The sequence below is a fragment of the Paenibacillus sp. H1-7 genome (assembly GCF_022354825.1).
Taxonomy (GTDB): Bacteria; Bacillota; Bacilli; order Paenibacillales; family NBRC-103111; genus Paenibacillus_S.
The window spans coordinates 495,001-516,697 of record NZ_CP031168.1; the positions used below are offsets into that span (position 1 = coordinate 495,001).

Below are 21,697 nucleotides of genomic sequence, written 5' to 3' on the forward strand. Positions count from 1 at the left end.
AAATAGCTTTAGGGCTAGCCTCGGGAGATGAGTAGTGGAGGTAAAGCACTGATTGGGTGCGGGGCCCGCCAAGGGTTACCAAGTCCAGTCAAACTCTGAATGCCACATACTTTATCCCGGGAGTCAGACAGTGAGTGCTAAGATCCATTGTCAAGAGGGAAACAGCCCAGACCATCAGCTAAGGTCCCCAAGTGTGTGTTAAGTGGGAAAGGATGTGGAGTTGCGCAGACAACCAGGATGTTGGCTTAGAAGCAGCCACCATTGAAAGAGTGCGTAATAGCTCACTGGTCGAGTGACTCTGCGCCGAAAATGTAACGGGGCTAAACACGCCACCGAAGCTATGGATTGCAGATGATGAATCTGCTCTGGTAGGGGAGCGTTGTATGTAGGTTGAAGGTCGATCGTAAGGACGGCTGGACAGCATACAAGTGAGAATGCCGGTATGAGTAACGAAAAGACAAGTGAGAATCTTGTCCGCCGAAAGCCTAAGGGTTCCTGAGGAAGGCTCGTCCGCTCAGGGTAAGTCGGGACCTAAGGCGAGGCCGAAAGGCGTAGTCGAAGGACAACAGGTTGATATTCCTGTACCACCGTGAACCGTTATGAGCAATGGGGTGACGCAGAAGGATAGTGACGCGGGCTGATGGATGCCCGTCCAAGCAGAGAGGCTGATGTGTAGGCAAATCCGCACATCGTAAGGCTGGTCTGTGATGGGGAGTGAAAATTACAGTAGCGAAGGTCATGAGTTCAGGCTGCCAAGAAAAGCCTCTAGCCAGGGAGAAGGTGCCCGTACCGCAAACCGACACAGGTAGGCGAGCAGAGCATGCTAAGGCGCGCGGAAGAACTCTCGTTAAGGAACTCGGCAAAATGACCCCGTAACTTCGGGAGAAGGGGTGCCTCGGTAGGGTGAATAGCCCGAGGGGGCCGCAGTGAAAAGGCCCAAGCGACTGTTTAGCAAAAACACAGGTCTGTGCGAAGCCGCAAGGCGAAGTATACGGGCTGACGCCTGCCCGGTGCTGGAAGGTTAAGGGGAGTGGTTAGGGGTAACCCGAAGCTATGAACCGAAGCCCCAGTAAACGGCGGCCGTAACTATAACGGTCCTAAGGTAGCGAAATTCCTTGTCAGGTAAATTCTGACCCGCACGAATGGCGTAACGACTTGGGCGCTGTCTCAACGAGAGATCCGGTGAAATTTTAATACCTGTGAAGATGCAGGTTACCCGCGACAAGACGGAAAGACCCCATGGAGCTTTACTGCAGCTTGATATTGGACTTTGGTACGATCTGTACAGGATAGGTGGGAGCCTAAGAAGCATGAGCGCCAGCTTGTGTGGAGGCGACGTTGGGATACCACCCTGATCGTATCGGAGTTCTAACCCGCGGCCGTGATCCGGTCGGGGAACAGTGTCAGGTGGGCAGTTTGACTGGGGCGGTCGCCTCCTAAAAAGTAACGGAGGCGCCCCAAGGTTCCCTCAGAATGGTTGGAAATCATTCGAAGAGTGCAAAGGCATAAGGGAGCTTGACTGCGAGACAAACAGGTCGAGCAGGGACGAAAGTCGGGCTTAGTGATCCGGTGGTACCGAATGGAAGGGCCATCGCTCAACGGATAAAAGCTACCCTGGGGATAACAGGCTTATCTCCCCCAAGAGTCCACATCGACGGGGAGGTTTGGCACCTCGATGTCGGCTCATCGCATCCTGGGGCTGAAGTAGGTCCCAAGGGTTGGGCTGTTCGCCCATTAAAGCGGTACGCGAGCTGGGTTCAGAACGTCGTGAGACAGTTCGGTCCCTATCTGTCGTGGGCGCAGGAAATTTGAGAGGAGCTGTCCTTAGTACGAGAGGACCGGGATGGACGTACCGCTGGTGTACCAGTTGTTCCGCCAGGAGCACGGCTGGATAGCTACGTACGGACGGGATAAGCGCTGAAAGCATCTAAGCGTGAAGCCCCCCTCAAGATGAGATTTCCCAGTATGTAAGACCCCTTGAAGACGACGAGGTAGATAGGTTCGGGGTGGAAGCACGGCAACGTGTGGAGCTGACGAATACTAATCGGTCGAGGGCTTATCCATTGATCTGCCATACGAAGTATGGTCAGAGATGCAATACACTTGCTTATTACACGCATCGTTTCGTATCTAGTTTTCAAGGAATAAATCCTTGAACAAAGCGTATGCTTACGAAGCCAGTTTTCTAACGAAAACTCTTAGTTTGGTGATGATGGCGGAAGGGAACCACGCGTACCCATACCGAACACGACCGTTAAGCCTTCCAGCGTCGATGGTACTTGGACCGAAGGGTCCTGGGAGAGTAGAACGTCGCCAAGCGGACATTCCCTGATAGCTCAGTTGGTAGAGCACTCGACTGTTAATCGAGTTGTCACAGGTTCGAGTCCTGTTCGGGGAGCCATAAGCTTCCATAGCTCAGTAGGTAGAGTGCATCCATGGTAAGGATGAGGTCACCGGTTCGATCCCGGTTGGAAGCTCCAGTGCACGGCCCGTTGGTCAAGGGGTTAAGACACCTCCCTTTCACGGAGGTAACAGGGGTTCGAATCCCCTACGGGTCACCATTCTCTCTATACATATGGAGGCTTAGCTCAGCTGGGAGAGCATCTGCCTTACAAGCAGAGGGTCGGCGGTTCGATCCCGTCAGCCTCCACCATGAATTTGCCGTTGTAGCTCAATTGGTAGAGCAACTGACTTGTAATCAGTAGGTTGGGGGTTCAAGTCCTCTCGACGGCACCATCTTTACACTCAATGCATATTGGGGATTAGCCAAGCGGTAAGGCAACGGACTTTGACTCCGTCATGCCTAGGTTCGAATCCTAGATCCCCAGCCATGTATGAGCCATTAGCTCAGTTGGTAGAGCACCTGACTTTTAATCAGGGTGTCGTAGGTTCGAGTCCTACATGGCTCACCATGTTTTTCTTAAAGCGCGCGTATGGCGGAATTGGCAGACGCACTAGACTTAGGATCTAGCGGGCGACCGTGGGGGTTCAAGTCCCTCTACGCGCATTGTTTTTGCGGAAGTGGCTCAGCGGTAGAGCATCGCCTTGCCAAGGCGAGGGTCGCGGGTTCGATTCCCGTCTTCCGCTCCATAATTATGTGCCCTTAGCTCAGCCGGATAGAGCGTTTGACTACGAATCAAAAGGTCGGGAGTTCGAATCTCTCAGGGCACGCCATTAATCAAATACAAGCTTATGCTGTAAACTTTTAAAAGTTTGCTTCATATACCATCGGGACGTAGCTCAGCTTGGTAGAGCACCTGGTTTGGGACCAGGGGGTCGCATGTTCAAATCGTGTCGTCCCGACCATTTTTATTTACGCGGGTGTAGTTCAATGGTAGAACTCCAGCCTTCCAAGCTGGTAGCGTGGGTTCGATTCCCATCACCCGCTCCATAATCTTTAACGATGACTTGAGATTGCTCAGGTTTTTTTTATATTAAATTACTTTAATACGTTAATTTGATGAAGTGAAGATGGCAAATTGAAGTTAGCTGCGACAGCTACGGCCATCGGCGGCTTGATCGCCTTTGCAGGACTGCTGATCCCCCACATTACCCGGCTGCTGGTCGGCTCGGATCATAAGGTGCTCCTTCCGTTCTCGGCCCTTGCCGGGGCATTGCTTATACTGGCTTCCGATACGCTCGGAAGAACGCTGCTCGCTCCTGCCGAAATTCCGGCATCGATAATTATGACGGTGATCGGCGGCCCTTTTTTACTTTAGAAAGAATAATCGCATCTATGGAAAATAGAGATGTCAGCTTTTCCTACGACAAAGCAAACGATCAGCTGAAATCGATAACGGGCAGCATCGACACCGGCAAAATTATAACCATCATTGGACCGAACGGCTGCGGCAAATCGACGCTGCTTGGCGTCATGTCGCAAAACTTCGCGCCCCGGAGCGGGCAAATCGTACTGGACGGCAAGCTGCTGAGCGAGTATAAGCCCAAGGAGCTTGCACGAAAGCTGGCTGTCGTTCATCAGCAAAATGAAGCTCCGTCGGATCTGACGGTTGAGAAGCTGACCGGCTTCGGACGGATGCCTCACCGGCGTTTGTTCGCACAGCCGGATGAAGAGGATGAGCAGGCAGTGGAGTGGGAGTTGTCGTGCACGAATTTGCTGTCCAAGAGGAAATTGACCATTAATCAATTATCGGGCGGAGAGAGGCAAAGAGTGTGGATCGCCATGGCATTGGCGCAAAAAACAAAAATACTGTTTTTGGATGAGCCGACAACGTATCTTGATATATATTACCAAATTGAACCATTAGAGTTAATTAAGACTCTTAACACGACCTACGGGCTGACGATTGTTATGGTCCTCCATGATGTTAACCAAGCGATTCGTTATAGCGACTGGTGATCGTGATGAAGGATGGAGCCATCTAGATGATGGGTGAGCCGAGGGAAGTCATTACAGCCAATGCGGTCAAATCGATCTACGGGGTAGATGTGGTCGTAAAAAATGAAGAGGACACCGGATTCTATCTGGTACCGCTAGGCATCTCATGACGAGTAGCGGGAGAAAGTACTTGAGGGGAGCTTTCATGGGACTAAGTATAATCGGAATAGCTTATTCCTCGTATCAGCTTGGCTTCAGCTATGCAACAGGCAGCCAGGCTATGGCAGAGCGCGCCAAATCTATTATTCGAGCTCGGAGGAGCCAGCGGAAGCAAAACCACCGGAAGCCAAACGAGCGGAGGCCCGAGTCCCTTCCATCCCTGCCATCCCTACCATGCCTTTAAAGGCAGCTTCCCGATTCAACAGCTTGAATAGATCACTCCGGACGTTGTCGGCTGGTTAAGACTGAATGAGACCCCGATTGATTACCCCATCGTTCAAGCGCAAGATAATGAGTATTACTTGAACCGCAACGGCATGAGGAATCGAAGTCCGGAAGCATTTTTATGGACCATCGCAATAGGGCTGAAGAAGAGAATCGGCACACCGTTATCTACGGCCATAATATGAAAGACGGCTCGATGTTCGGCCAGCTGAAGCGGTACGAGATCCGGAATTTTTCCGCGCCCATCCTGCATTCACCTTCGATACCTTATATGAGAGTTATGTCGCGGAGGTGTTCTCCGTCTACTACACGACAACCGATGTCGACTATATCCTAACCCAGTTCGATACCGACGCGGAATATGAAGCATTTGTACAAGACTTTCGGGAACGGTCGTTGTATCCTTCGGAAGTGTCGCTTTCTGCGGATAGTCTAATTATTACCTTATCTACGTGCGATAATACAATGGATAAGGAAGCAGGGCGTTTGGCGGTGCATGCGAAGCTGACTAAGCTCGCGAAGAAGGATGTAGCCGGCGGATCCGAATAATACTTTACGGAGCATTCGAGATTATTCGACTTTTCCAGCATAGGAAAAAGCTTCTATATTACTAGACCCCTGCGGGTCTTTTTTCTTTGTTTTTACAAGGGAAAGTAAGAAAGTCTAACATTTCCTTTATAAATTTACTGCATGGTAGCGCGGTATTGTGTTAAAATATTCATTATGACCAAGGTAAGGGATGGAGGAGAACCATGTCGGATTCAGGCAGCTTGATTAACAAAAACACGTCAAACAACCTTTTGCGCAGAGATGTTCGCTTCTTGGGACACATTCTGGGAGAGGTTCTGGTTCATCAAGGCGGTAACGAGCTACTGGCCATAGTAGAGCAAATTAGAGAGATGAGCAAGAACCTGCGCGCCCAGTACAGTCACGAAATGTACGCGGAATTTAAAGAGACGATCAACTCTTTGGCCCCTGATAAGAGACATCAGGTTATTCGTGCATTTGCAATTTATTTTCAATTAATCAATATCGCTGAGCAAAATCACCGTATTCGCCGCAAACGCGATTACGAGCGCTCTGCAGGGGAAAATGTACAGCCGGGCTCCATTGAGGACGTTGTCCGCGATCTGAAGCACCAGGCAATTCCTGCAGCCCAAGTGCAGGATATGATTCAAGGCATTTCGCTCGAGCTCGTAATGACGGCTCATCCTACGGAAGCAAGCCGCCGCGTCGTTCTAGATATTCATCAGCGGATTGCCAACGACATGATGGAGCTGGACAACCCTAGTCTGACGTTCCGCGAGCGCGAACAGCTGCGGACCAATCTGCTCGGCGAAGTCGTTACGCTATGGCAAACGGACGAGCTTAGAGACCGCAAGCCGACCGTTATCGACGAAGTGCAGAACGGCATGTACTATTTTGACGAGACGCTGTTCGATGTACTGCCGGAAGTGTATCAAGAGCTTGAACGCTGTCTGCATAAATACTATCCTGAGGAATCGTGGCATGTGCCTGTCTATATGAAGTTCGGTTCCTGGATCGGCGGCGACCGCGACGGCAACCCTTCGGTAACATCCGATGTAACCTGGGAGACGCTGACGATGCACCGTGAGCTGGCTCTTCAGAAATATGCGGAGCTGCTGCAAGACTTCATTAAGCATATGAGCTTCAGCAAAAACATCGTTGAAGTAACGCAGGAGCTGCTGGATGCGGTGGAGCATGACCGCAAGCATGTGAAGCTGTCCAATGCCGATGAAGTATGGCGTAATGACAAGGAACCGTATCGGATTAAAGTGTCCTACATGATTGAGAAAATTCAGCAATCCGGCAATTCCCGCGTGAACCCGTTACAGAAATATAACAATCCGGATGAATTCCTGGCGGACCTGAAGATTATCGAGCGCAGCTTGCGTAATCATTATGCCGATTTCATCGCGGACACCTACGTGACGAAGCTGATTCGTCAGGTGGAATTGTTCGGCTTCCATCTGGCATCGCTCGATGTAAGACAGCACAGCAAAGAGCATGAAGCGGCGATGACGGAAATTCTAGCCAAAATGAGCATTTGTCCGGATTATTCGGCTTTGGGCGAAAACGAGAAAATCGAGCTTCTGAGCAGCCTTCTGAATGAACAGCGGCCGATTACTTCGCCTTATATGAACTATTCCGAATCCACGCAGGAATGCTTGAACGTATACCGCGTTGTGAAGAAAGCGCAGCAGGAGTTCGGACGACAATGTATCTCCAGCTATTTGATCAGTATGACGCAGGGCGCCAGCGATTTGCTCGAGGTGCTTGTGTTCGGCAAAGAAGCAGGCTTATACCGTCATGAGCAGGACGGCTCGGTCGTCTGTACGCTGCAATCCGTGCCGTTGTTCGAGACCATCGACGATTTGCACGCAGCACCGGATATTATGCGCACCTTGTACAAAATTCCTGCTTACCGCAACAGCCTGATCAGCACGAACCATCTGCAGGAAATTATGCTGGGCTATTCCGACAGCAACAAGGACGGCGGCGTGATCACAGCCAACTGGGAGCTTCGCGTAGCGCTTCGCAGCATTACGGAAGCGGCCAAAGAGTTCGGCGTGAAGCTGAAGTTTTTCCATGGCCGCGGGGGCGCTCTCGGCCGCGGCGGTATGCCTCTCAACCGCAGCATTTTGGCGCAGCCGGCGGATACGGTTGGCGGCGGCATCAAAATTACGGAGCAGGGCGAAGTGCTGTCCTCCCGTTATTCGCTGAAAGGGATCGCGTACCGCAGCTTGGAGCAAGCTACTTCGGCTTTGATCACGGCTGCTTTGAACGGACGCAATCCTCAAGCCGAGCAGATCGAACCGCAATGGGAAGAAATCATGAAGGACATCTCGGAGCAGGCGCAGACGAAGTATCAGGATCTGATCTTCCGCGATCCGGATTTCATGACTTTCTTCAAGGAGTCGACTCCATTGCCGGAAGTAGGAGAGCTGAACATCGGCTCCAGGCCGTCCAAGCGTAAAGGCAGCGACCGGTTCGAGGACCTGCGCGCTATTCCTTGGGTATTCGCATGGACACAAAGCCGTTACTTGCTGCCTGCATGGTATGCTTCCGGCAGCGGCCTCTACAGCTACTACCAAGGCAAGCCGGAGAACTTGACCGTGCTTCAAGAGATGTACCAGAACTGGTCGTTCTTCCGTTCCTTGATCGACAACTTGCAGATGGCGTTGGCCAAAGCGGATCTGTTGATCGCCAAAGAGTATGGCAACATGATCAAGGACAACGCTATAGCGGAGCGTATTTTCAATTTGATCAAGGACGAGTACGACCGTACGTCGGATTTGATCTTGATGATTACCGGACAACAGGAAATTTTGGACAATGTACCGGTTATTCAAGAATCGATCCGCCTGCGCAATCCTTACGTCGACCCGCTCAGCTACTTGCAGGTTCAATTGATTTCCGAGCTGAGAGCGCAGCGGGAACTGAACGAGGACGATGCGCTGCTGCTTCGGGAAGTGCTCTTGACCATTAACGGTATTGCCGCGGGACTTCGGAATACGGGCTGATCGTATTCGTATCCCATACGGAAATTGCATAATGTAATCCCCATCGGGCGGCCTGGACTCAGGCCGTCTGATTTTTTTGCTATGAAACGAAATCGTTCCTTCCCCGTAGGATAAAATAAAAACAATATTGAAGCCAATGTGCAGCAGCATAGTATTCTCTCTGGTTTTTTATGAAAAACTGTACATGTGGTGCGATGGTTTGGTATGATTTTCATATTGGCAGGAATCATTCCCGAAGATACCATGAACGGGGAGCGTCCTGACGAGTCCGGCCACCATAGCTTGAAGCAAGGACCGGAAGTCTGGAGGAGTGTCGTTTGAGTGAAATGGATGTAAGGCTCGCCAAATTGGCCCGAAATGGGGACAGGGCTGCGTTTGCCGAGCTAGTGGAGCTGTACAAGGACAAAATTTATCATCTGGCCAACCGGATGCTGCATAACCGCCATGAGGCGGAGGAGATTGTCCAGGAAACGTTTTTGCGCGTGTATACGAACCTGGAACGGTACGATGAGAACCAGAAGTTTTCCACCTGGATTTATCGGATCGGTACGAATCTTTGTATTGACCGTCTGCGCAAGCGGAAGCCGAATTATTCCCTGGATGCCGAGATGAGCGATGGGGAAGGTACGGATTGGTATGCCATGCTGCCGAGCCAAGAGGATACGCCTGACGATCAGGTTGTGCTAAGCGAGACGCAGTCGGAAATACGCAAATCCATCGATACGCTGCCGGATAAATATAAATCGATAGTCATCTTACGCTATTTGCAGGATTTGTCCCTTCAGGAAATCAGCGATGTTCTCTCGATGCCGGTGACCACAATCAAGACCAGGCTGCACCGCGGCAGGGAATATTTGCGCAAAAAATTAGAGCATATTTTATAAATGTTTTTGAAACAAAATCGAATGTCGTACGTAAAGTAACACACAAGCGTACAAGGACAACGGAAAGGAGTTGCTCTATATGGATTGCAATGAAGCCCTTCCTTTGATGCATGAATATTTGGATGGCGGATTGAAGGGCAAAGAGGCCGTCGCATTAAAAGAGCACTTGCTTGCTTGTCCGGCTTGTAGAGAGCGTCTGAAGCAGTTCGAAAAAGTCGAAGCGCTCATTCAAGCGTGGCCGAAGCAGGAAGTGCCCTCAGGGCTGACAGAGCGCATCATGCAGGCTCTACCGCCTGAGAAACGTAAAAATCCTTGGTGGCAATGGATTCGCAGACACCCGGCCGCATCGGTCGCGGCAGTATTTGCGCTCGTGATGATGAGCAGTTTCATGTCACTATGGAATCAGGATACCGAGCTCTTGGTGAAAGGTTCAGATCTTCGGTCGGTCGTAATAGAAGGGGATACGGTTTACGTTCCTCAAGGGAAGACTGTTGCCGGTAATTTGACGGTCGAGAACGGGAAGCTGAAGGTGGACGGAGATATTGAAGGAAATATTGTCGTGATTGACGGATCGGTCGTAATGGCGTCGACGGCGCATATTTCCGGACAAATTACAGAGATCGACGAGGCGTTCGGCTGGCTCTGGTATAAAATGAACGATTGGGCTTCGACCTTATCGCATAAATAAATAGTTCGTATGAACCATTTTTCGAAAATCCTCCCTAATTGACAGTGTGAAAGGGAGGGTTTTTTCTTCATTATGTGGTATGATGGAAAGAAGGGATTATAGATATATAAGCTGGATCCTGTTTGGGGGCAAATGATATGGATTTCATTCGTGCCATCAGTATCAAAGACATTGTCGACATTCTAATCGTTAGCTACGTTATATATAATTTGATCTTGCTGGTCAGGGGCACCCGAGCCATTCAGCTGCTAAAAGGAATTTTCGTAGTCGTGGTTACATGGGCGCTCAGTATTTGGTTCAAGCTCAACACGCTGCAGTGGATGATGAATCAGATGTTCACCTTCGGGGTTCTTGCGGTCATCATCATTTTTCAGCCGGAACTGCGCAGAGCACTGGAGCAGCTGGGCCGCGGAACTTTGTTTAGCAGAACCACAACGGAGGACGATCAAGAGTTAAGTCGGCGGGTCGGCGAAGTACTTAAGGCAGTTAATTATTTAGCACGTCGAAAGATTGGGGCATTAATCGTTTTTGAACGGGAGACCGGCTTGAAGGATTACATAGAGTCAGGGATTTCGATTGAAGCGCACATCAGCTCCGAGCTGTTGATCAATATTTTTATACCGAATACGCCTCTGCATGACGGGGCAGTCCTATTAAGCAAAAATCAGCTTATGGCCGCGGGATGTTACCTGCCTTTGTCCGAGAATCCTTTTATAAGCAAAGAATTGGGTACACGGCACCGCGCGGCGATCGGAATGAGCGAAGTGTCCGATGCGATCTGCGTCATTGTCTCGGAGGAAACGGGACAAGTCTCTCTCGCTATGAATGGGCATATCGTCCGCGATATTAAGGAGGAATCGCTTCTCTCCAAGCTGTTCGAGGAGCTCAAGTCGAAGACGAAGACTAAGGAAAAAAGCTCCATTTGGAAATGGAGGCTGCGATGATGGACCAATGGCTGCGCAACACGAATGTAGTGAAGGTGGTCGCTCTCGTCATCGGGATTTTATTGTGGGCAGTTGTCCATATGGATGACAGCACGGTCCCCGGCACGGGAGGAACGGGAGTACGGGAGGAGCAAATCTCCAACGTCTCTGTTACGCCAAAATACGACAATAATCAGTTTTATGTTGAATCCATAGACCCTGCTCAGGTAGTATTAACCATATCAGGGAAAGATTCCATATTGAAGAAAGCCATGAGCACGAGCAACTATTCCGTCGAGCTTGATTTGACGAAGGTTGGCAAGGGAGAGCATATACTGCCGCTGACACCGGTTGGATTTCCCTCCAACGTGACGGTCAAAGTAAGCCCGCCTAATGCGAAGGTTGTAATAGACGAGAAGTCGAACAAGCAAATGCCGGTTACCGTCAATGTTACCGGGATCCCTGCCGTCGGATTGAAAGCGGGGCAGCCGATCGTGAAGCCGAACAAGGTAACCGTTACGGTTCCTAGCGGCAGCATCGAGGAGATCGAGTCCGTAAGAGCTGACGTGAATGTGGAGAAAGCCCAATCTCCGGTATCCAGCAAGGCGCGTCTCGTAGCCTACGACAAAAACGGCAAGGTTATGGAGATGGCGGCCATCAACCCGGCTGTAGTCGAAGTGGAGGTGCCGATCACGAGTCCTTTTACGACGGTACCGCTTCAGCTGAAGCTGGTAGGGGAACCGCCGCGGGGCTTCAGCGTAGCTTCGCTGCAGCAAAATACGGATAAAGTGACGGTGTACGGGTCGCAGGATGTCCTGAACCGCATGGAGTATTACGAGGGGCCGAGCGTCAATCTGGCGGATTTGAAGGAGGAGAAGGAATATACGCTCTCTCTGGATATTCCGCTGCGCAACAAAGCCACTCAGCTGGACCCTGCCAAGGTGGAAGTAAAAATCAATATTGTTGCTTCGGCAACGAAAACGTTGGAGCAAATCCCATTGTCCATTGTAGGGCAAAATGACGGGTTCGACACGAAGGTGGTGCTGCCGGAAAGCGGCAAGCTGAACCTGGTCGTAGAAGGTGCTCCGGCGCTTCTGGATAAAGTGAAGGCGCAGGATGTGCAAGCAATCCTGGACGTCAGCAATTTGCCGCCGGGTCGTCACGAGCTGCCGGTCACGCTGAATTTGCCGACCTTTATTAAGAAAGGTCCGCAGCAAGACTTTAAAGCGACAGTCGAGATCAGCGCCAAGCAGGCGAACGCTAACGCCAATGCGAACACGAATGCAAATGCTAATGCGAACACGAATGCAAACGCTAATGATGCGGCCAAGCAACCATAGCCAACGGGAGAAGAAAGGGAGATTTCGTTCATGGGGAAATATTTTGGAACTGACGGAGTACGTGGAGTCGCGAATCAGGAGCTGACTCCCGAGTTAGCATATAAGATCGGCCGCTGCGGCGGTTATGTATTGGCAGGGCAAGTGGAGAAGCCGAACGTATTGATCGGCCGGGATACCCGGATTTCGGGAACGATGCTGGAAGCCGCGCTTGTAGCGGGACTTTTGTCCATAGGAGCCAACGTCATTCGACTTGGAGTCGTTTCGACGCCGGCGGTTGCCTACTTGACCCGTACGATGAAGGCGGATGCCGGAGTTATGATTTCGGCTTCCCATAACCCGGTAGAAGATAACGGGATCAAATTTTTCGGCGGGGATGGCTATAAGCTGTCCGATGAAACCGAGCTCGAAATCGAGCGTCTGATGGATGCCGAGGTGGACGAGCTTCCTCGTCCTGTCGGAGGCGATCTCGGAACGGCTGAAGACAACGAGCAGGCTAAATATCAATATTTGGACTTTTTGAAATCGACGGTGAAGTCGTCCTTCAAAGGCTTCAAAATCGCGCTCGATTGCGCTAACGGTTCCGCATATGAGCTGGCTCCGAAAGTATTCGAAGCATTAGGTGCCGAGGTTATTACGGTAGGAGCGGAGCCTAACGGCCGCAACATCAACGACCATTGCGGGTCTACGCATCCGGAAGCACTGCAGAAGGTAGTGCTGGAGCATAAAGCTTCAATCGGTTTGGCGTTCGACGGCGATGCGGACCGGTTGATTGCTATCGACGAGAAAGGTGAGGAAGTCGACGGCGATTTCATTCTGAGCATTTGCGGACACGCGCTGAACGAAGCGGGCTTGTTGAACAACAGCACGATTGTAACGACGGTAATGAGCAATATCGGCTTTTTCAAAGGGATTGAAGCGGTTGGCTTGAAGGCGGCGAAGACGGCGGTCGGCGATCGTTATGTAATGGAGGAAATGCGCAAGGGCGGCTATAACCTCGGCGGTGAGCAATCCGGACACGTGATTTTCCTGGATTACAACACAACGGGAGACGGCATTCTGACGGCGCTCCAATTGATGGATACGCTCGTTCAATCCGGGAAGAAGCTGAGCGATTTGAAGCAAATTATGCGCAAATATCCGCAAAAGCTGGTTAACGTGCGCGTAGCTGATAAGAGCAAATGGAAAGAGAACGAGGCTATCGGCCAGGCCATTCGCAAGGTTGAAGAAGAGCTCGGAGATAACGGCCGCGTACTGGTAAGACCATCCGGTACGGAATCGCTGATTCGGGTTATGGCGGAAGGTCCGGACAAAGCTCAAGTAGAAGCCTACGTACAGGATATTGCCGGAGTCATCCAGCAGGAGCTTGGCTAATAGATAATAGGCATTGTAGATGCAATCATATCCATATCATAGATTTATTAGTAGAAATTCTCTAATGGGTTTTGAAGCCTGTTAGAGAATTTTTCCTTAAAACTGACGCATGAAAACATCATGAAAATATGTGTTGCACATCGGTACGAAAATGAATATGATGGTTATATGCATTTTGATTCCGAAATGGAAAGGTGGGTAGAGGTTACAACAATCATAGCGCCAGAACTTACGAGGGTTTCTACATAGATTGGAAGTCCGATTCATAGGACTAGACAGGATCTAGCGTTTGGAAAGCCGCTTGTAAGTTGACGAGGTGAAGGTGTTCGAAACATTCGGCGGGGACCTTCCGGTAGACGATCACTACCGTACAAGCCGCGATTGGAAATCATCCGGGCGACTGGATGGACAAAGATCCGGCATGACGAAAAGACGGACGGACGTTGTATCACTCCGCAGGGGAATGGCGTCTCAGTCACTAGCTAGATGCATTCATTTCCTGCTGCTGATACAAAATGTACCAATTGTGTCGGTCTCATTCTAAAAGTGCGTTCGCAGAGGACGCATTTCCTAAAATAGCAGGAGGTTCTATCCCTTATGTGCGGTATTGTTGGATACGTTGGAAAACGTAATTCTCAGAATATATTGATTGAAGGCTTGAAGAAACTGGAGTATCGCGGTTATGATTCCGCAGGTGTTGCCGTATTTACCGAGAACGGGTTGGAAGTGAAAAAATCGAAGGGCAGACTTGCGAACCTGGAGTCGAAGCTGGGAGAAGCGCCGCTGAACGGATATATCGGTATCGGCCATACCCGCTGGGCTACGCACGGCAAGCCTTCGGACATTAACTCTCATCCTCATACGGATAATTCGCATAAATTTTCCGTCGTTCATAACGGCATTATTGAAAACTATATTTCTTTGAAAGAAGAATTGATTGCCAAAGGACACGTATTCGTATCGGAGACGGATACGGAAGTCATTTCGCACCTTATTGCAAGCCTGTATCAAGGCGATATTGTTAAAGCGGTACAGCAAGCTGTTACCCGCATGAAAGGCGCTTTTGCACTTGGTGTTTTGACCGAATATGAGCCGGAGAAGCTGGTAGCCGTTCGTTTGTCCAGCCCGCTGATTATCGGCGTAGGGGAAGGCGAGAACTTCATCGGTTCGGACATTCCCGCGATTTTGGACTATACGCGTAATGTGTATATTTTGAATGACGGAGAAATGGCGGTTTTGACGAAAGATGGTGTCGAATTAATGACACTGGAGGGGAATTTTATTTCCCGGGAATTATTCTATGTCGATTGGGACATTATGACGGCGGAAAAAGCCGGATTTGATCACTTTATGATGAAAGAGATCCATGACCAGCCGAAGGCTTATCGCGATACGATGGGATCCCGTCTGGATGCGTCCGGAACCAAAGTCGTTCTGGATGACATTAATATGTCGGCTGAGCAGATCCGCTCGATCCGCAACGTTCATATTATCGCATGCGGTACCGCGTATCATGCAGGTCTGGTTGGAAAAACCGTCATTGAGAAGCTGGCTAGAATCCCTGTGGAAGTCGATGTTGCTTCTGAGTACCGTTACCGTGAACCGATCATCAACAAAGACACTTTGGTTATCGTAGTGAGCCAATCCGGGGAGACGGCCGATACGCTGGCTGCACTTCGCGAGGCCAAGCGTAACGGTGCTGCGGTTCTTGCCATTACTAACGTAGTAGGCAGCTCGGTTGCTCGTGAAGCCGATCATGTTATCGTAACATGGGCCGGTCCGGAGATTGCCGTTGCTTCTACGAAAGCTTATACGTCACAGCTGATCGCATTCTATCTGTTCGGTCTGTACCTGGCTCAAACGCTGGAAACGAAAGAAGCAAGCTTTATCGCGAATGTGATTTCCGAGCTGAAGCTGCTTCCGGAGAAGGTTGAGCAAATTTTGGAGCAATCCGAAAGCATCAAAGAATGGGCTGAGCAAATTTCGACACACAGCAACCTGTTCTTTATCGGTAGAGGTCTTGATTACGCAGTTGCACTGGAAGGCTCCTTGAAGCTGAAGGAAATTTCCTACATTCACTCCGAAGCTTATGCTGCAGGCGAGTTGAAGCACGGTACGCTGGCGTTGATCGAAGATGGCATTCCGGTCATTGCGCTCGGAACGCAAGAAGACCTATTGGAAAAAACGATCAGCAACATCAAGGAAGTTAGTGCCCGCGGCGCTCATGTATTCGGGCTTCAGTCCGAAGGGCAAGCTGAGCTCGGCAAAGCAGTGGACGGCGTATTCACGATCCCTCGCACCTTGCCGCTGCTGACACCGGCCTTGTCCGTGATTCCGCTGCAGCTTCTGTCCTACTACGCCTCCTTGGCGCGCGGCAACGATGTCGATAAACCGCGTAACTTAGCTAAGAGCGTGACGGTAGAGTAAGGTTGTCTGTTTTGTGGGGGATAGTTGTTCAGTGAAAATAAAGTATTAGACTGAAAAATAAAGTATTAGACTGCGAAAATAAAGTATTAGACTGAGTAAATAAAGTATTAGACTGCTGGGCGTGACAGCATTTACTCCGAATAACAGACATCATGAGCTTGAACCCCGTAATTGTAACTAATTACGGGGTATTTTTGTTTTCTGGAGCTGATACAGATGAATCTAGGTGAGAAAGTCAGATTTATCCGAAAATCAAATGAGTTAAATCAGAAGGAATTCTCGGTCAGGATTGGAGTCTCTCAAGGGACGCTGAGTGACATTGAACGCGGTGTTTGTCTCCCGTCATGTGAAACGATTATTGCACTCAGAAATAAATTCAAATGCGATTTGAATTGGCTGCTTGCTAATGAAATTGAGTCTTCTTCCATGCAAACCGATGTATTAAATGAGGAGTTGGAACTGCTCGACAGCATTCGATCCCTCCCTACTCGTGAAAAAAACGAACTGTTTGAAATCATACATATCAAGCTAAGGAAAAATAAATATCCGTTTACGGATTAAAAAATCCGAAAAGTGTAATCATGGTAACATTACCGAAAAATGCGGGGTGTTACCTTGGAAGAAGATAAGTTGGATATAGGAATCGTAACTCCAAGCGGAATCTGGTTTGATGGGAAAATCTATTCTTGCTCTTGGGCTGTTCGACATCAATGGTTTAAGCATGCGGAGTTCATTGGAGGCTGGCCAGTATCCGTAAGAAGTCACAAGGAGCAAGCAGATCAAATAGAAGTCATACTGAAGGATGGCAATCCTGTCGTGTGCATCAGGATAGATCACATACCTGTTAATTCAGTGAAACTCGAAGCGTACTATCTGGAGTTTCAAGGGTTAGTGACTTTAAGAAAACAGCGGCAGGCTGTGAAAGAAACCATTCCAGAAGATCAGAGACATTCGGATGAGCCTACTAACAACTGAGGTGAATGATGGCCAAACGAAAAAGGCAACTAACCGAAGCGAAAATCGAAAAAATGATCAAGGAAGGCAGAGGTCAAGGCACCGGTAAAGACTATCTTCCTTGGCTCAAGATTCAGGACGTTCCATCGGAAGGCAGAGCAACTCGTGGCGTAGGCTGGACCACAGGCCGAAGACACGAGCTTCTTTCGGATATTGAGCGTGATTATTGCTATCTGCTTGACTATGCAGATGAGGTTTCAGATATCCGTGAACAATACCCACTATTGCCACTTGAGGAAACCTTGATGATTGCAGAGAAAATCGGAGTAAATCATCCGCATGATCCTAAGACTGGCATTCCTATCGTGATGACTACGGATTTCCTCATCACTTACGGGGACAAGGATTTTGCAAGGACTGTGAAGCCCTATAGTGAAATGGAAGATGAACGAACGATAGCCAAGTTTGAAATTGAGCGGGTCTATTGGGAAACACGTCATATAGATTGGGGCATTATTATTGACCGTGATTTACCTGATGTGCTGATTAGAAATATAGAGTGGGTCCATAAGGAGTATCATAACGAGGACGTATCTGATCTAGGTGTGTTTACTATTCGCAATTTAGAACAAATGCTCGCTGCCCATTTACACGAAGGGGAAGCAATATCGAAGGCTTGTTTAGCTTGCGACGAACGATTAGGACTAGAAGTTGGAACATCTCTTGCTTTGTTCCGTCATTTTGTCGCGCGTAAAAAGTGGTCTGTAAATATGAATGATAGAATCATTCCGACTCTCCCTGCGAAAGAGTTTAAGATAGCGGCTCCTGAATATAGACTTGAAGCCAAAGGCGGTTGATTATAATGCAGGCGATTTATGAAAATATGGTCGTGGAATGGATCTCGTCTGATTCAGAGGATCGGCACTTAGAACGTATATTATGGATTTCCCCTTTTAACGACGTGGTCTTCAGTATTGCAATGGAAGATGACAAGGCTTTCCCCATCATGAAAACATATTTCGAGTATATTACAGGCTTCGAATCAAATCTTTGCAAGACAGTCGAATGGATAAATGGAAATATTCCTTTACTGGATAAGGACATTAATGAAGATTATCTGACCATTAGAGATAAAGCTTGGGACGTAATTAAAGACATCGTTATGGATGAACCGGGCTGCTTCGATAAGAATTTCCGAGGCTCACGAGTAAGAGAATCGCAGGAGCGAACCGGATTACATAAAAGTACGATTTACCGTTACTTACGAAGGTATTGGCAAGGCGGAAAGATGAAGAATGCTCTTCTGCCCCATTTTAATAATAGTGGTAGTTATGGGACTGAGAGATCACCGGGAGATGCGAAGCGCGGTCGTCCGCGAAAGTTTGAAGATGAACCGTTAGGCATAAATATCGACGAGGAGACAAAACAATTACTACGGTCGGGCATCCGACTGTTCTATAACAATAAGCAGAAAGCTCCTCTCAAACATGCGTTCCAAAAAACATTGGAGAAGTTCTTTGCTAACGGATTTCGACAAGATGGACAAGCGTTGGTGCCGATCCTTCCTCCCCCTGAGAAGCTGCCGAGTTTTGGGCAGTACAGGTACTGGTTCAAGAAAGAAATGAATTTAGAGGATACGCTCAAAAGTCGGCTTGGAGAAAAACGTTATGCTTTAGATTATCGGCCTATTCTTGGAAGCTCCACGTTTGAAAGTTTTGGCCCAGGGTCTAGGTTTCAGATTGATGCGACTGTTGCAGATGTGTATCTGGTCAGTGAGTACCACCGGGAGTGGATCATTGGTCGCCCTATAATCTATATCGTTATTGATGTCTTCAGTCGTTATATTACAGGTATCTACATTGGACTTGAAGGTCCAAGCTGGATTGGTGCAATGATGGCTTTAGCTAATACGACAGCCGATAAGGTAAAGTTTTGTGCCCAATATGGGATAGATATCGAACCTGAAGAATGGGTATCCAGTCATTTACCGCAGAAACTGACGGCAGATCGTGGGGAACTTGAAGGGGAGAAACCCAGTCACTTAATTGACGTGCTTGGTGTTGATGTGGAAAATGCCCCACCGTATCGTGCCGACTGGAAAGGCATCGTTGAACAACAGTTCAGATTGGCGAACCTGCGAAGCATTCAATTCATTCCTGGAGCGATAAAAGAGCGCTATAGAGAACGTGGACAACGAGACTATCGTTTGGATGCAAAGTTAACGCTTCGAGAGTTTACGAAAATTATGATTCAAACTGTCCTTTATCATAATAATGATCATCACATGCTGTGGTATGACCGGAATGAGTTTATGGTAGCTGACGAAGTATCTCCTATTCCTAGAGACTTATGGCATTGGGGGGTCATCAATCGCAACGGAAGGCTTAAGAAACAACCGGAGCATATCGTTAAGCTAAATCTAATGTATCAAGGCGAGGCAACAGTGACTGCTGCTGGTATCCAGTTCAAGGGTATGCACTATAGTTGTGAGTTGGCTATGCGGGAACAATGGTTCGTTAAAGCAAGGGCAGGCAAGACTTGGCGAGTTAAGGTCTGCTACGATCCTCGATCAACGAATGAAATCTATTTATGGTTGGACGAAGGGCGCCTTTTTGAGACTTGTATTCTACTAGAGCGTGAAGAGCGATACCTCAATAAGAGAATTGAGGAAGTCGAAGATTTGCTCGAGATTGAGCGGTACCAAGGACGACATCAGGAAGTAAACAATATGTTATCCAAAATTGAGCTCGACGCACAAACAAAGGCTATTGTTGATGAGGCAACCAAGAAAACGGATGCAGCCATCCAGCAAAGCGAGGAAAGCAACAGTAAGCGTGTCAAAGGCACCAGACAGCGGCGTTCTAACGAGAAAGCGACTAATCGTGAACAAGAAGCATTCCAGTTGTCTGAAAAAGTCTCGACACCAAGCAATCCAACAAACAACGTAGTTCCCTTGAAACGCGACGACAAGGCAGAGACCAAACAAGCCTATGTTCCTCCAGCGGACAAGTTATCTAAAATAAAAGCTTATTTGCTTGAAGATGGTGATGATGAATGAGCGAATTTGATGTCCCGTTATTCCATTTCAGCCGCGGCGAGTTTGTGGAAGCCGATTACCAAGATCCGCTTCTTGAAGATTATCGGAATAACCCACTGCTCGAAGCTCTACCGCCGATTTGGGATGATAAGACGGTTGTGAACAAACTGGCGTCCAAGCCAATCTTCAATGCCTCGGAGCGTGACCTTCCCGTTCATCTCCGGTTGCACTGTGTCCAACGTATATCGCGCGACTTCTTTCGACCGTTATCCAGACATTTAGAGCTTCAGCAGAGCATTTCAAGGCTTATTCGTGACGGTTATGTAGGACGTAATCCTCTGACTCCAAATTACGCTTTCAGAGCTCGCAAGGACGCCTATGAGCTCATTATGCAGGGCAATACAAGCGGTTACCCCGTGAATACTCCAACCTCTGCTGGATTTGCCTTAGTTGGCATATCCGGGATTGGTAAGTCCAGCAGTTTGTTGCGAATTCTGCAGATGTATCCGCAAGTCATTCTTCACCGCAAGTATAGAGGGCAGGATATGCCTGCTCCGTTCCAAATTGTTTGGTTGAAGATGGATTGCCCTCATGATGGCTCCATAAGAGGGCTATGTCTAAACTTCTTGTTAGCAGTAGACAGCCTCGTTGGAACTAAATATTACAAGAAAAATGTAACCAAAAGCCCAGATGAGTTACTTCCTCTGATGGCACAAGCTGCGGCAGTCCACTGCCTCGGGGTGCTTGTCATTGATGAAATTCAGAATCTTCAAGAAGCCAAGGATGACCGCGCTGCTCAAATGCTTAACTTCTTTGTTCAGTTAGTTAATACCATTGGGCTGCCGGTAATTCTTGTCGGAACCTACAAAGCTCTTCCTGCATTGAACGGCGAATTTCGTAATGCTAGACGGAATAGTGGTCAAGGAGATGCCACATGGCATCACTTCAAGAAAGATGAGGAATGGGCCTGGTTGCTTCAGGGGTTGTGGAAGTACCAGTGGACGGACAAGAAAATGGAGCTAGATCAAGAATTCATAGATATCATGTATGAAGAGTCACAAGGCATATCGGATATTGCCATTAAGCTATTCATGCTAACGCAATGGAGAGCTCTGGATAAAGAACTCGAATCGGTTACGCCGGGGTTAATTCGCTCTGTGGCAAAAGATCGACTCACTTTGATTAGGCCAGCTTTAGAGGCCCTACGTTCCGGTAAGAAAGCTCAGATCCAGAAATTCGCTGATATTTATGACAGTGTTTCCATTGACGATTATTTGGATCGCATTGAAGCTGAACAGCGGCAAGCAGAACGGTTAGAAGTAATTCGAACAGAACTTGGTTATGACGTTACTGAACAGACGATAAACGAAGTTAGTGCTTGGCTAATCGAGGCTGGTGTGACACAAGCCATAGCTTCTCAAGCTGCGGAAGAGGTAACGAAAATTCATCTTCATGAATTGGATGAAATCGATCTTCATAAAGAGGCACTTAAAGTGGCATTTCAGAAGCAAAGTGTTTTGGTGAATAACTCATCGCAGCAGCGTAGTAAGACGAACCCAAAGGTCATACCGTCGAATCCAAGCGATTTGCGGCTCATTGTATCACAAGGCCGAAAGAAGAAAATGTCTGCTTACGATTCGTTGAAGGCTGCGAATTATATTAAAAATCCAATGGAGTTTCTCGGATAGGTGATAAAAGTTGAGTGAATGGTGTGCACTTCCAATCCCATACCCTGACGAACTCTT

The 21,697-nt window shown here is 48.7% G+C and carries 14 protein-coding genes, 12 tRNA genes, 2 rRNA genes and 2 pseudogenes (1 of these 30 cut by a window edge); 29 read left to right on the forward strand and 1 reads right to left on the reverse strand.

What is annotated here, in order from left to right; translation table 11 throughout:
- From DVH26_RS02425 to DVH26_RS02500, 16 genes and pseudogenes are all read left to right on the forward strand, one after another.
- Positions 1-2,064, forward strand: a 23S ribosomal RNA gene (locus DVH26_RS02425) (it extends 858 nt beyond the left edge of the window).
- Between the two features lie 138 nt (positions 2,065-2,202).
- Positions 2,203-2,319, forward strand: a 5S ribosomal RNA gene (rrf, locus tag DVH26_RS02430).
- A 6-nt stretch (positions 2,320-2,325) separates the two neighbouring features.
- Positions 2,326-2,401: transfer RNA gene (locus DVH26_RS02435), tRNA-Asn, on the forward strand.
- 3 nt (positions 2,402-2,404) lie between these two features.
- Positions 2,405-2,480, forward strand: a tRNA-Thr gene (locus DVH26_RS02440).
- A gap of 6 nt (positions 2,481-2,486) precedes the next feature.
- A tRNA-Glu gene (locus DVH26_RS02445) sits at positions 2,487-2,561 on the forward strand.
- 16 nt (positions 2,562-2,577) lie between these two features.
- Positions 2,578-2,653, forward strand: a tRNA-Val gene (locus DVH26_RS02450).
- A 7-nt stretch (positions 2,654-2,660) separates the two neighbouring features.
- A tRNA-Thr gene (locus DVH26_RS02455) sits at positions 2,661-2,736 on the forward strand.
- A 20-nt stretch (positions 2,737-2,756) separates the two neighbouring features.
- Positions 2,757-2,831: transfer RNA gene (locus tag DVH26_RS02460), tRNA-Gln, on the forward strand.
- A 5-nt stretch (positions 2,832-2,836) separates the two neighbouring features.
- Positions 2,837-2,912: transfer RNA gene (locus DVH26_RS02465), tRNA-Lys, on the forward strand.
- A gap of 15 nt (positions 2,913-2,927) precedes the next feature.
- Positions 2,928-3,007, forward strand: a tRNA-Leu gene (locus DVH26_RS02470).
- An 8-nt stretch (positions 3,008-3,015) separates the two neighbouring features.
- A tRNA-Gly gene (locus DVH26_RS02475) sits at positions 3,016-3,090 on the forward strand.
- Positions 3,091-3,097: 7 nt separating this feature from the next.
- Positions 3,098-3,174, forward strand: a tRNA-Arg gene (locus tag DVH26_RS02480).
- A 55-nt stretch (positions 3,175-3,229) separates the two neighbouring features.
- A tRNA-Pro gene (locus tag DVH26_RS02485) sits at positions 3,230-3,306 on the forward strand.
- 11 nt (positions 3,307-3,317) lie between these two features.
- Positions 3,318-3,391 (forward strand) — tRNA-Gly (locus DVH26_RS02490).
- Between the two features lie 94 nt (positions 3,392-3,485).
- Positions 3,486-3,719: pseudogene (locus DVH26_RS02495) on the forward strand (iron chelate uptake ABC transporter family permease subunit); the annotation flags it as partial.
- 17 nt (positions 3,720-3,736) lie between these two features.
- Positions 3,737-4,509: pseudogene (locus tag DVH26_RS02500) on the forward strand (ABC transporter ATP-binding protein).
- 347 nt (positions 4,510-4,856) lie between these two features.
- Here the strand turns inward: DVH26_RS02500 and DVH26_RS37015 are convergent.
- Positions 4,857-5,036, reverse strand: coding sequence for a hypothetical protein (locus DVH26_RS37015; protein ID WP_275590444.1), 180 nt, complete (start codon positions 5,034-5,036; stop codon positions 4,857-4,859).
- Between the two features lie 38 nt (positions 5,037-5,074).
- On the opposite strand from DVH26_RS37015, the gene DVH26_RS37020 reads away from it, so the two are divergent.
- The 13 genes from DVH26_RS37020 (at position 5,075) to DVH26_RS02565 (ending at position 21,640) form a co-directional block, all read left to right on the forward strand.
- On the forward strand, positions 5,075-5,332 hold the full coding sequence (locus DVH26_RS37020; protein ID WP_275590445.1) for a sortase family protein: 258 nt from the start codon (positions 5,075-5,077) through the stop codon (positions 5,330-5,332).
- A 203-nt stretch (positions 5,333-5,535) separates the two neighbouring features.
- Positions 5,536-8,328: a phosphoenolpyruvate carboxylase gene (ppc, locus tag DVH26_RS02510; protein ID WP_239630986.1), complete on the forward strand. Its 2,793-nt coding sequence runs from the start codon at positions 5,536-5,538 to the stop codon at positions 8,326-8,328.
- 317 nt (positions 8,329-8,645) lie between these two features.
- A complete protein-coding gene (gene sigW / locus DVH26_RS02515) occupies positions 8,646-9,212 on the forward strand; it encodes an RNA polymerase sigma factor SigW (RefSeq protein ID WP_239630987.1) in 567 nt (188 codons plus the stop codon).
- Positions 9,213-9,291: 79 nt separating this feature from the next.
- Positions 9,292-9,900 carry a zf-HC2 domain-containing protein gene (locus DVH26_RS02520; protein ID WP_239630988.1) on the forward strand — a complete coding sequence of 203 codons (609 nt, stop codon included), beginning with the start codon at positions 9,292-9,294 and terminating at the stop codon, positions 9,898-9,900.
- Between the two features lie 137 nt (positions 9,901-10,037).
- Positions 10,038-10,844 carry a diadenylate cyclase CdaA gene (gene cdaA / locus DVH26_RS02525; RefSeq protein WP_239630989.1) on the forward strand — a complete coding sequence of 269 codons (807 nt, stop codon included), beginning with the start codon at positions 10,038-10,040 and terminating at the stop codon, positions 10,842-10,844.
- Complete coding sequence (locus tag DVH26_RS02530; RefSeq protein ID WP_239630990.1) at positions 10,841-12,163, forward strand: CdaR family protein; 1,323 nt, start codon at positions 10,841-10,843, stop codon at positions 12,161-12,163. The genes cdaA and DVH26_RS02530 overlap by 4 nt, the downstream gene beginning before the upstream one ends.
- Positions 12,164-12,193: 30 nt before the next feature.
- Complete coding sequence (glmM, locus tag DVH26_RS02535) at positions 12,194-13,534, forward strand: phosphoglucosamine mutase (protein WP_239630991.1); 1,341 nt, start codon at positions 12,194-12,196, stop codon at positions 13,532-13,534.
- Positions 13,535-14,131: 597 nt separating this feature from the next.
- Positions 14,132-15,961, forward strand: coding sequence for a glutamine--fructose-6-phosphate transaminase (isomerizing) (glmS, locus tag DVH26_RS02540; protein WP_239630992.1), 1,830 nt, complete (start codon positions 14,132-14,134; stop codon positions 15,959-15,961).
- 216 nt (positions 15,962-16,177) lie between these two features.
- Positions 16,178-16,522: a helix-turn-helix domain-containing protein gene (locus DVH26_RS02545; RefSeq protein ID WP_239630993.1), complete on the forward strand. Its 345-nt coding sequence runs from the start codon at positions 16,178-16,180 to the stop codon at positions 16,520-16,522.
- A 54-nt stretch (positions 16,523-16,576) separates the two neighbouring features.
- Positions 16,577-16,936: a hypothetical protein gene (locus tag DVH26_RS02550; RefSeq protein ID WP_239630994.1), complete on the forward strand. Its 360-nt coding sequence runs from the start codon at positions 16,577-16,579 to the stop codon at positions 16,934-16,936.
- A 5-nt stretch (positions 16,937-16,941) separates the two neighbouring features.
- Positions 16,942-17,772 (forward strand): TnsA endonuclease N-terminal domain-containing protein, encoded by an 831-nt coding sequence (locus tag DVH26_RS02555; RefSeq protein ID WP_239630995.1) that lies wholly within the window; start codon positions 16,942-16,944, stop codon positions 17,770-17,772.
- A gap of 5 nt (positions 17,773-17,777) precedes the next feature.
- Positions 17,778-19,973 carry a Mu transposase C-terminal domain-containing protein gene (locus DVH26_RS02560; protein WP_239630996.1) on the forward strand — a complete coding sequence of 732 codons (2,196 nt, stop codon included), beginning with the start codon at positions 17,778-17,780 and terminating at the stop codon, positions 19,971-19,973.
- A complete protein-coding gene (locus tag DVH26_RS02565; protein WP_239630997.1) occupies positions 19,970-21,640 on the forward strand; it encodes an ATP-binding protein in 1,671 nt (556 codons plus the stop codon). The genes DVH26_RS02560 and DVH26_RS02565 overlap by 4 nt, the downstream gene beginning before the upstream one ends.
- The last annotated feature ends 57 nt before the right edge of the window (positions 21,641-21,697 follow it).

Excerpts from the sequence above, each read along its gene's own strand:
- DVH26_RS37015 (WP_275590444.1), bottom strand. The coding sequence starts at position 5,036 with ATGCAGGATGGGCGCGGAAAAATTCCGGATCTCGTACCGCTTCAGCTG.
- ppc (WP_239630986.1), top strand. The coding sequence starts at position 5,536 with ATGTCGGATTCAGGCAGCTTGATTAACAAAAACACGTCAAACAACCTT.
- DVH26_RS02520 (WP_239630988.1), top strand. The coding sequence starts at position 9,292 with ATGGATTGCAATGAAGCCCTTCCTTTGATGCATGAATATTTGGATGGC.
- cdaA (WP_239630989.1), top strand. The coding sequence starts at position 10,038 with ATGGATTTCATTCGTGCCATCAGTATCAAAGACATTGTCGACATTCTA.
- DVH26_RS02530 (WP_239630990.1), top strand. The coding sequence starts at position 10,841 with ATGATGGACCAATGGCTGCGCAACACGAATGTAGTGAAGGTGGTCGCT.
- glmM (WP_239630991.1), top strand. The coding sequence starts at position 12,194 with ATGGGGAAATATTTTGGAACTGACGGAGTACGTGGAGTCGCGAATCAG.
- glmS (WP_239630992.1), top strand. The coding sequence starts at position 14,132 with ATGTGCGGTATTGTTGGATACGTTGGAAAACGTAATTCTCAGAATATA.
- DVH26_RS02545 (WP_239630993.1), top strand. The coding sequence starts at position 16,178 with ATGAATCTAGGTGAGAAAGTCAGATTTATCCGAAAATCAAATGAGTTA.
- DVH26_RS02555 (WP_239630995.1), top strand. The coding sequence starts at position 16,942 with ATGATGGCCAAACGAAAAAGGCAACTAACCGAAGCGAAAATCGAAAAA.
- DVH26_RS02560 (WP_239630996.1), top strand. The coding sequence starts at position 17,778 with ATGCAGGCGATTTATGAAAATATGGTCGTGGAATGGATCTCGTCTGAT.
- DVH26_RS02565 (WP_239630997.1), top strand. The coding sequence starts at position 19,970 with ATGAGCGAATTTGATGTCCCGTTATTCCATTTCAGCCGCGGCGAGTTT.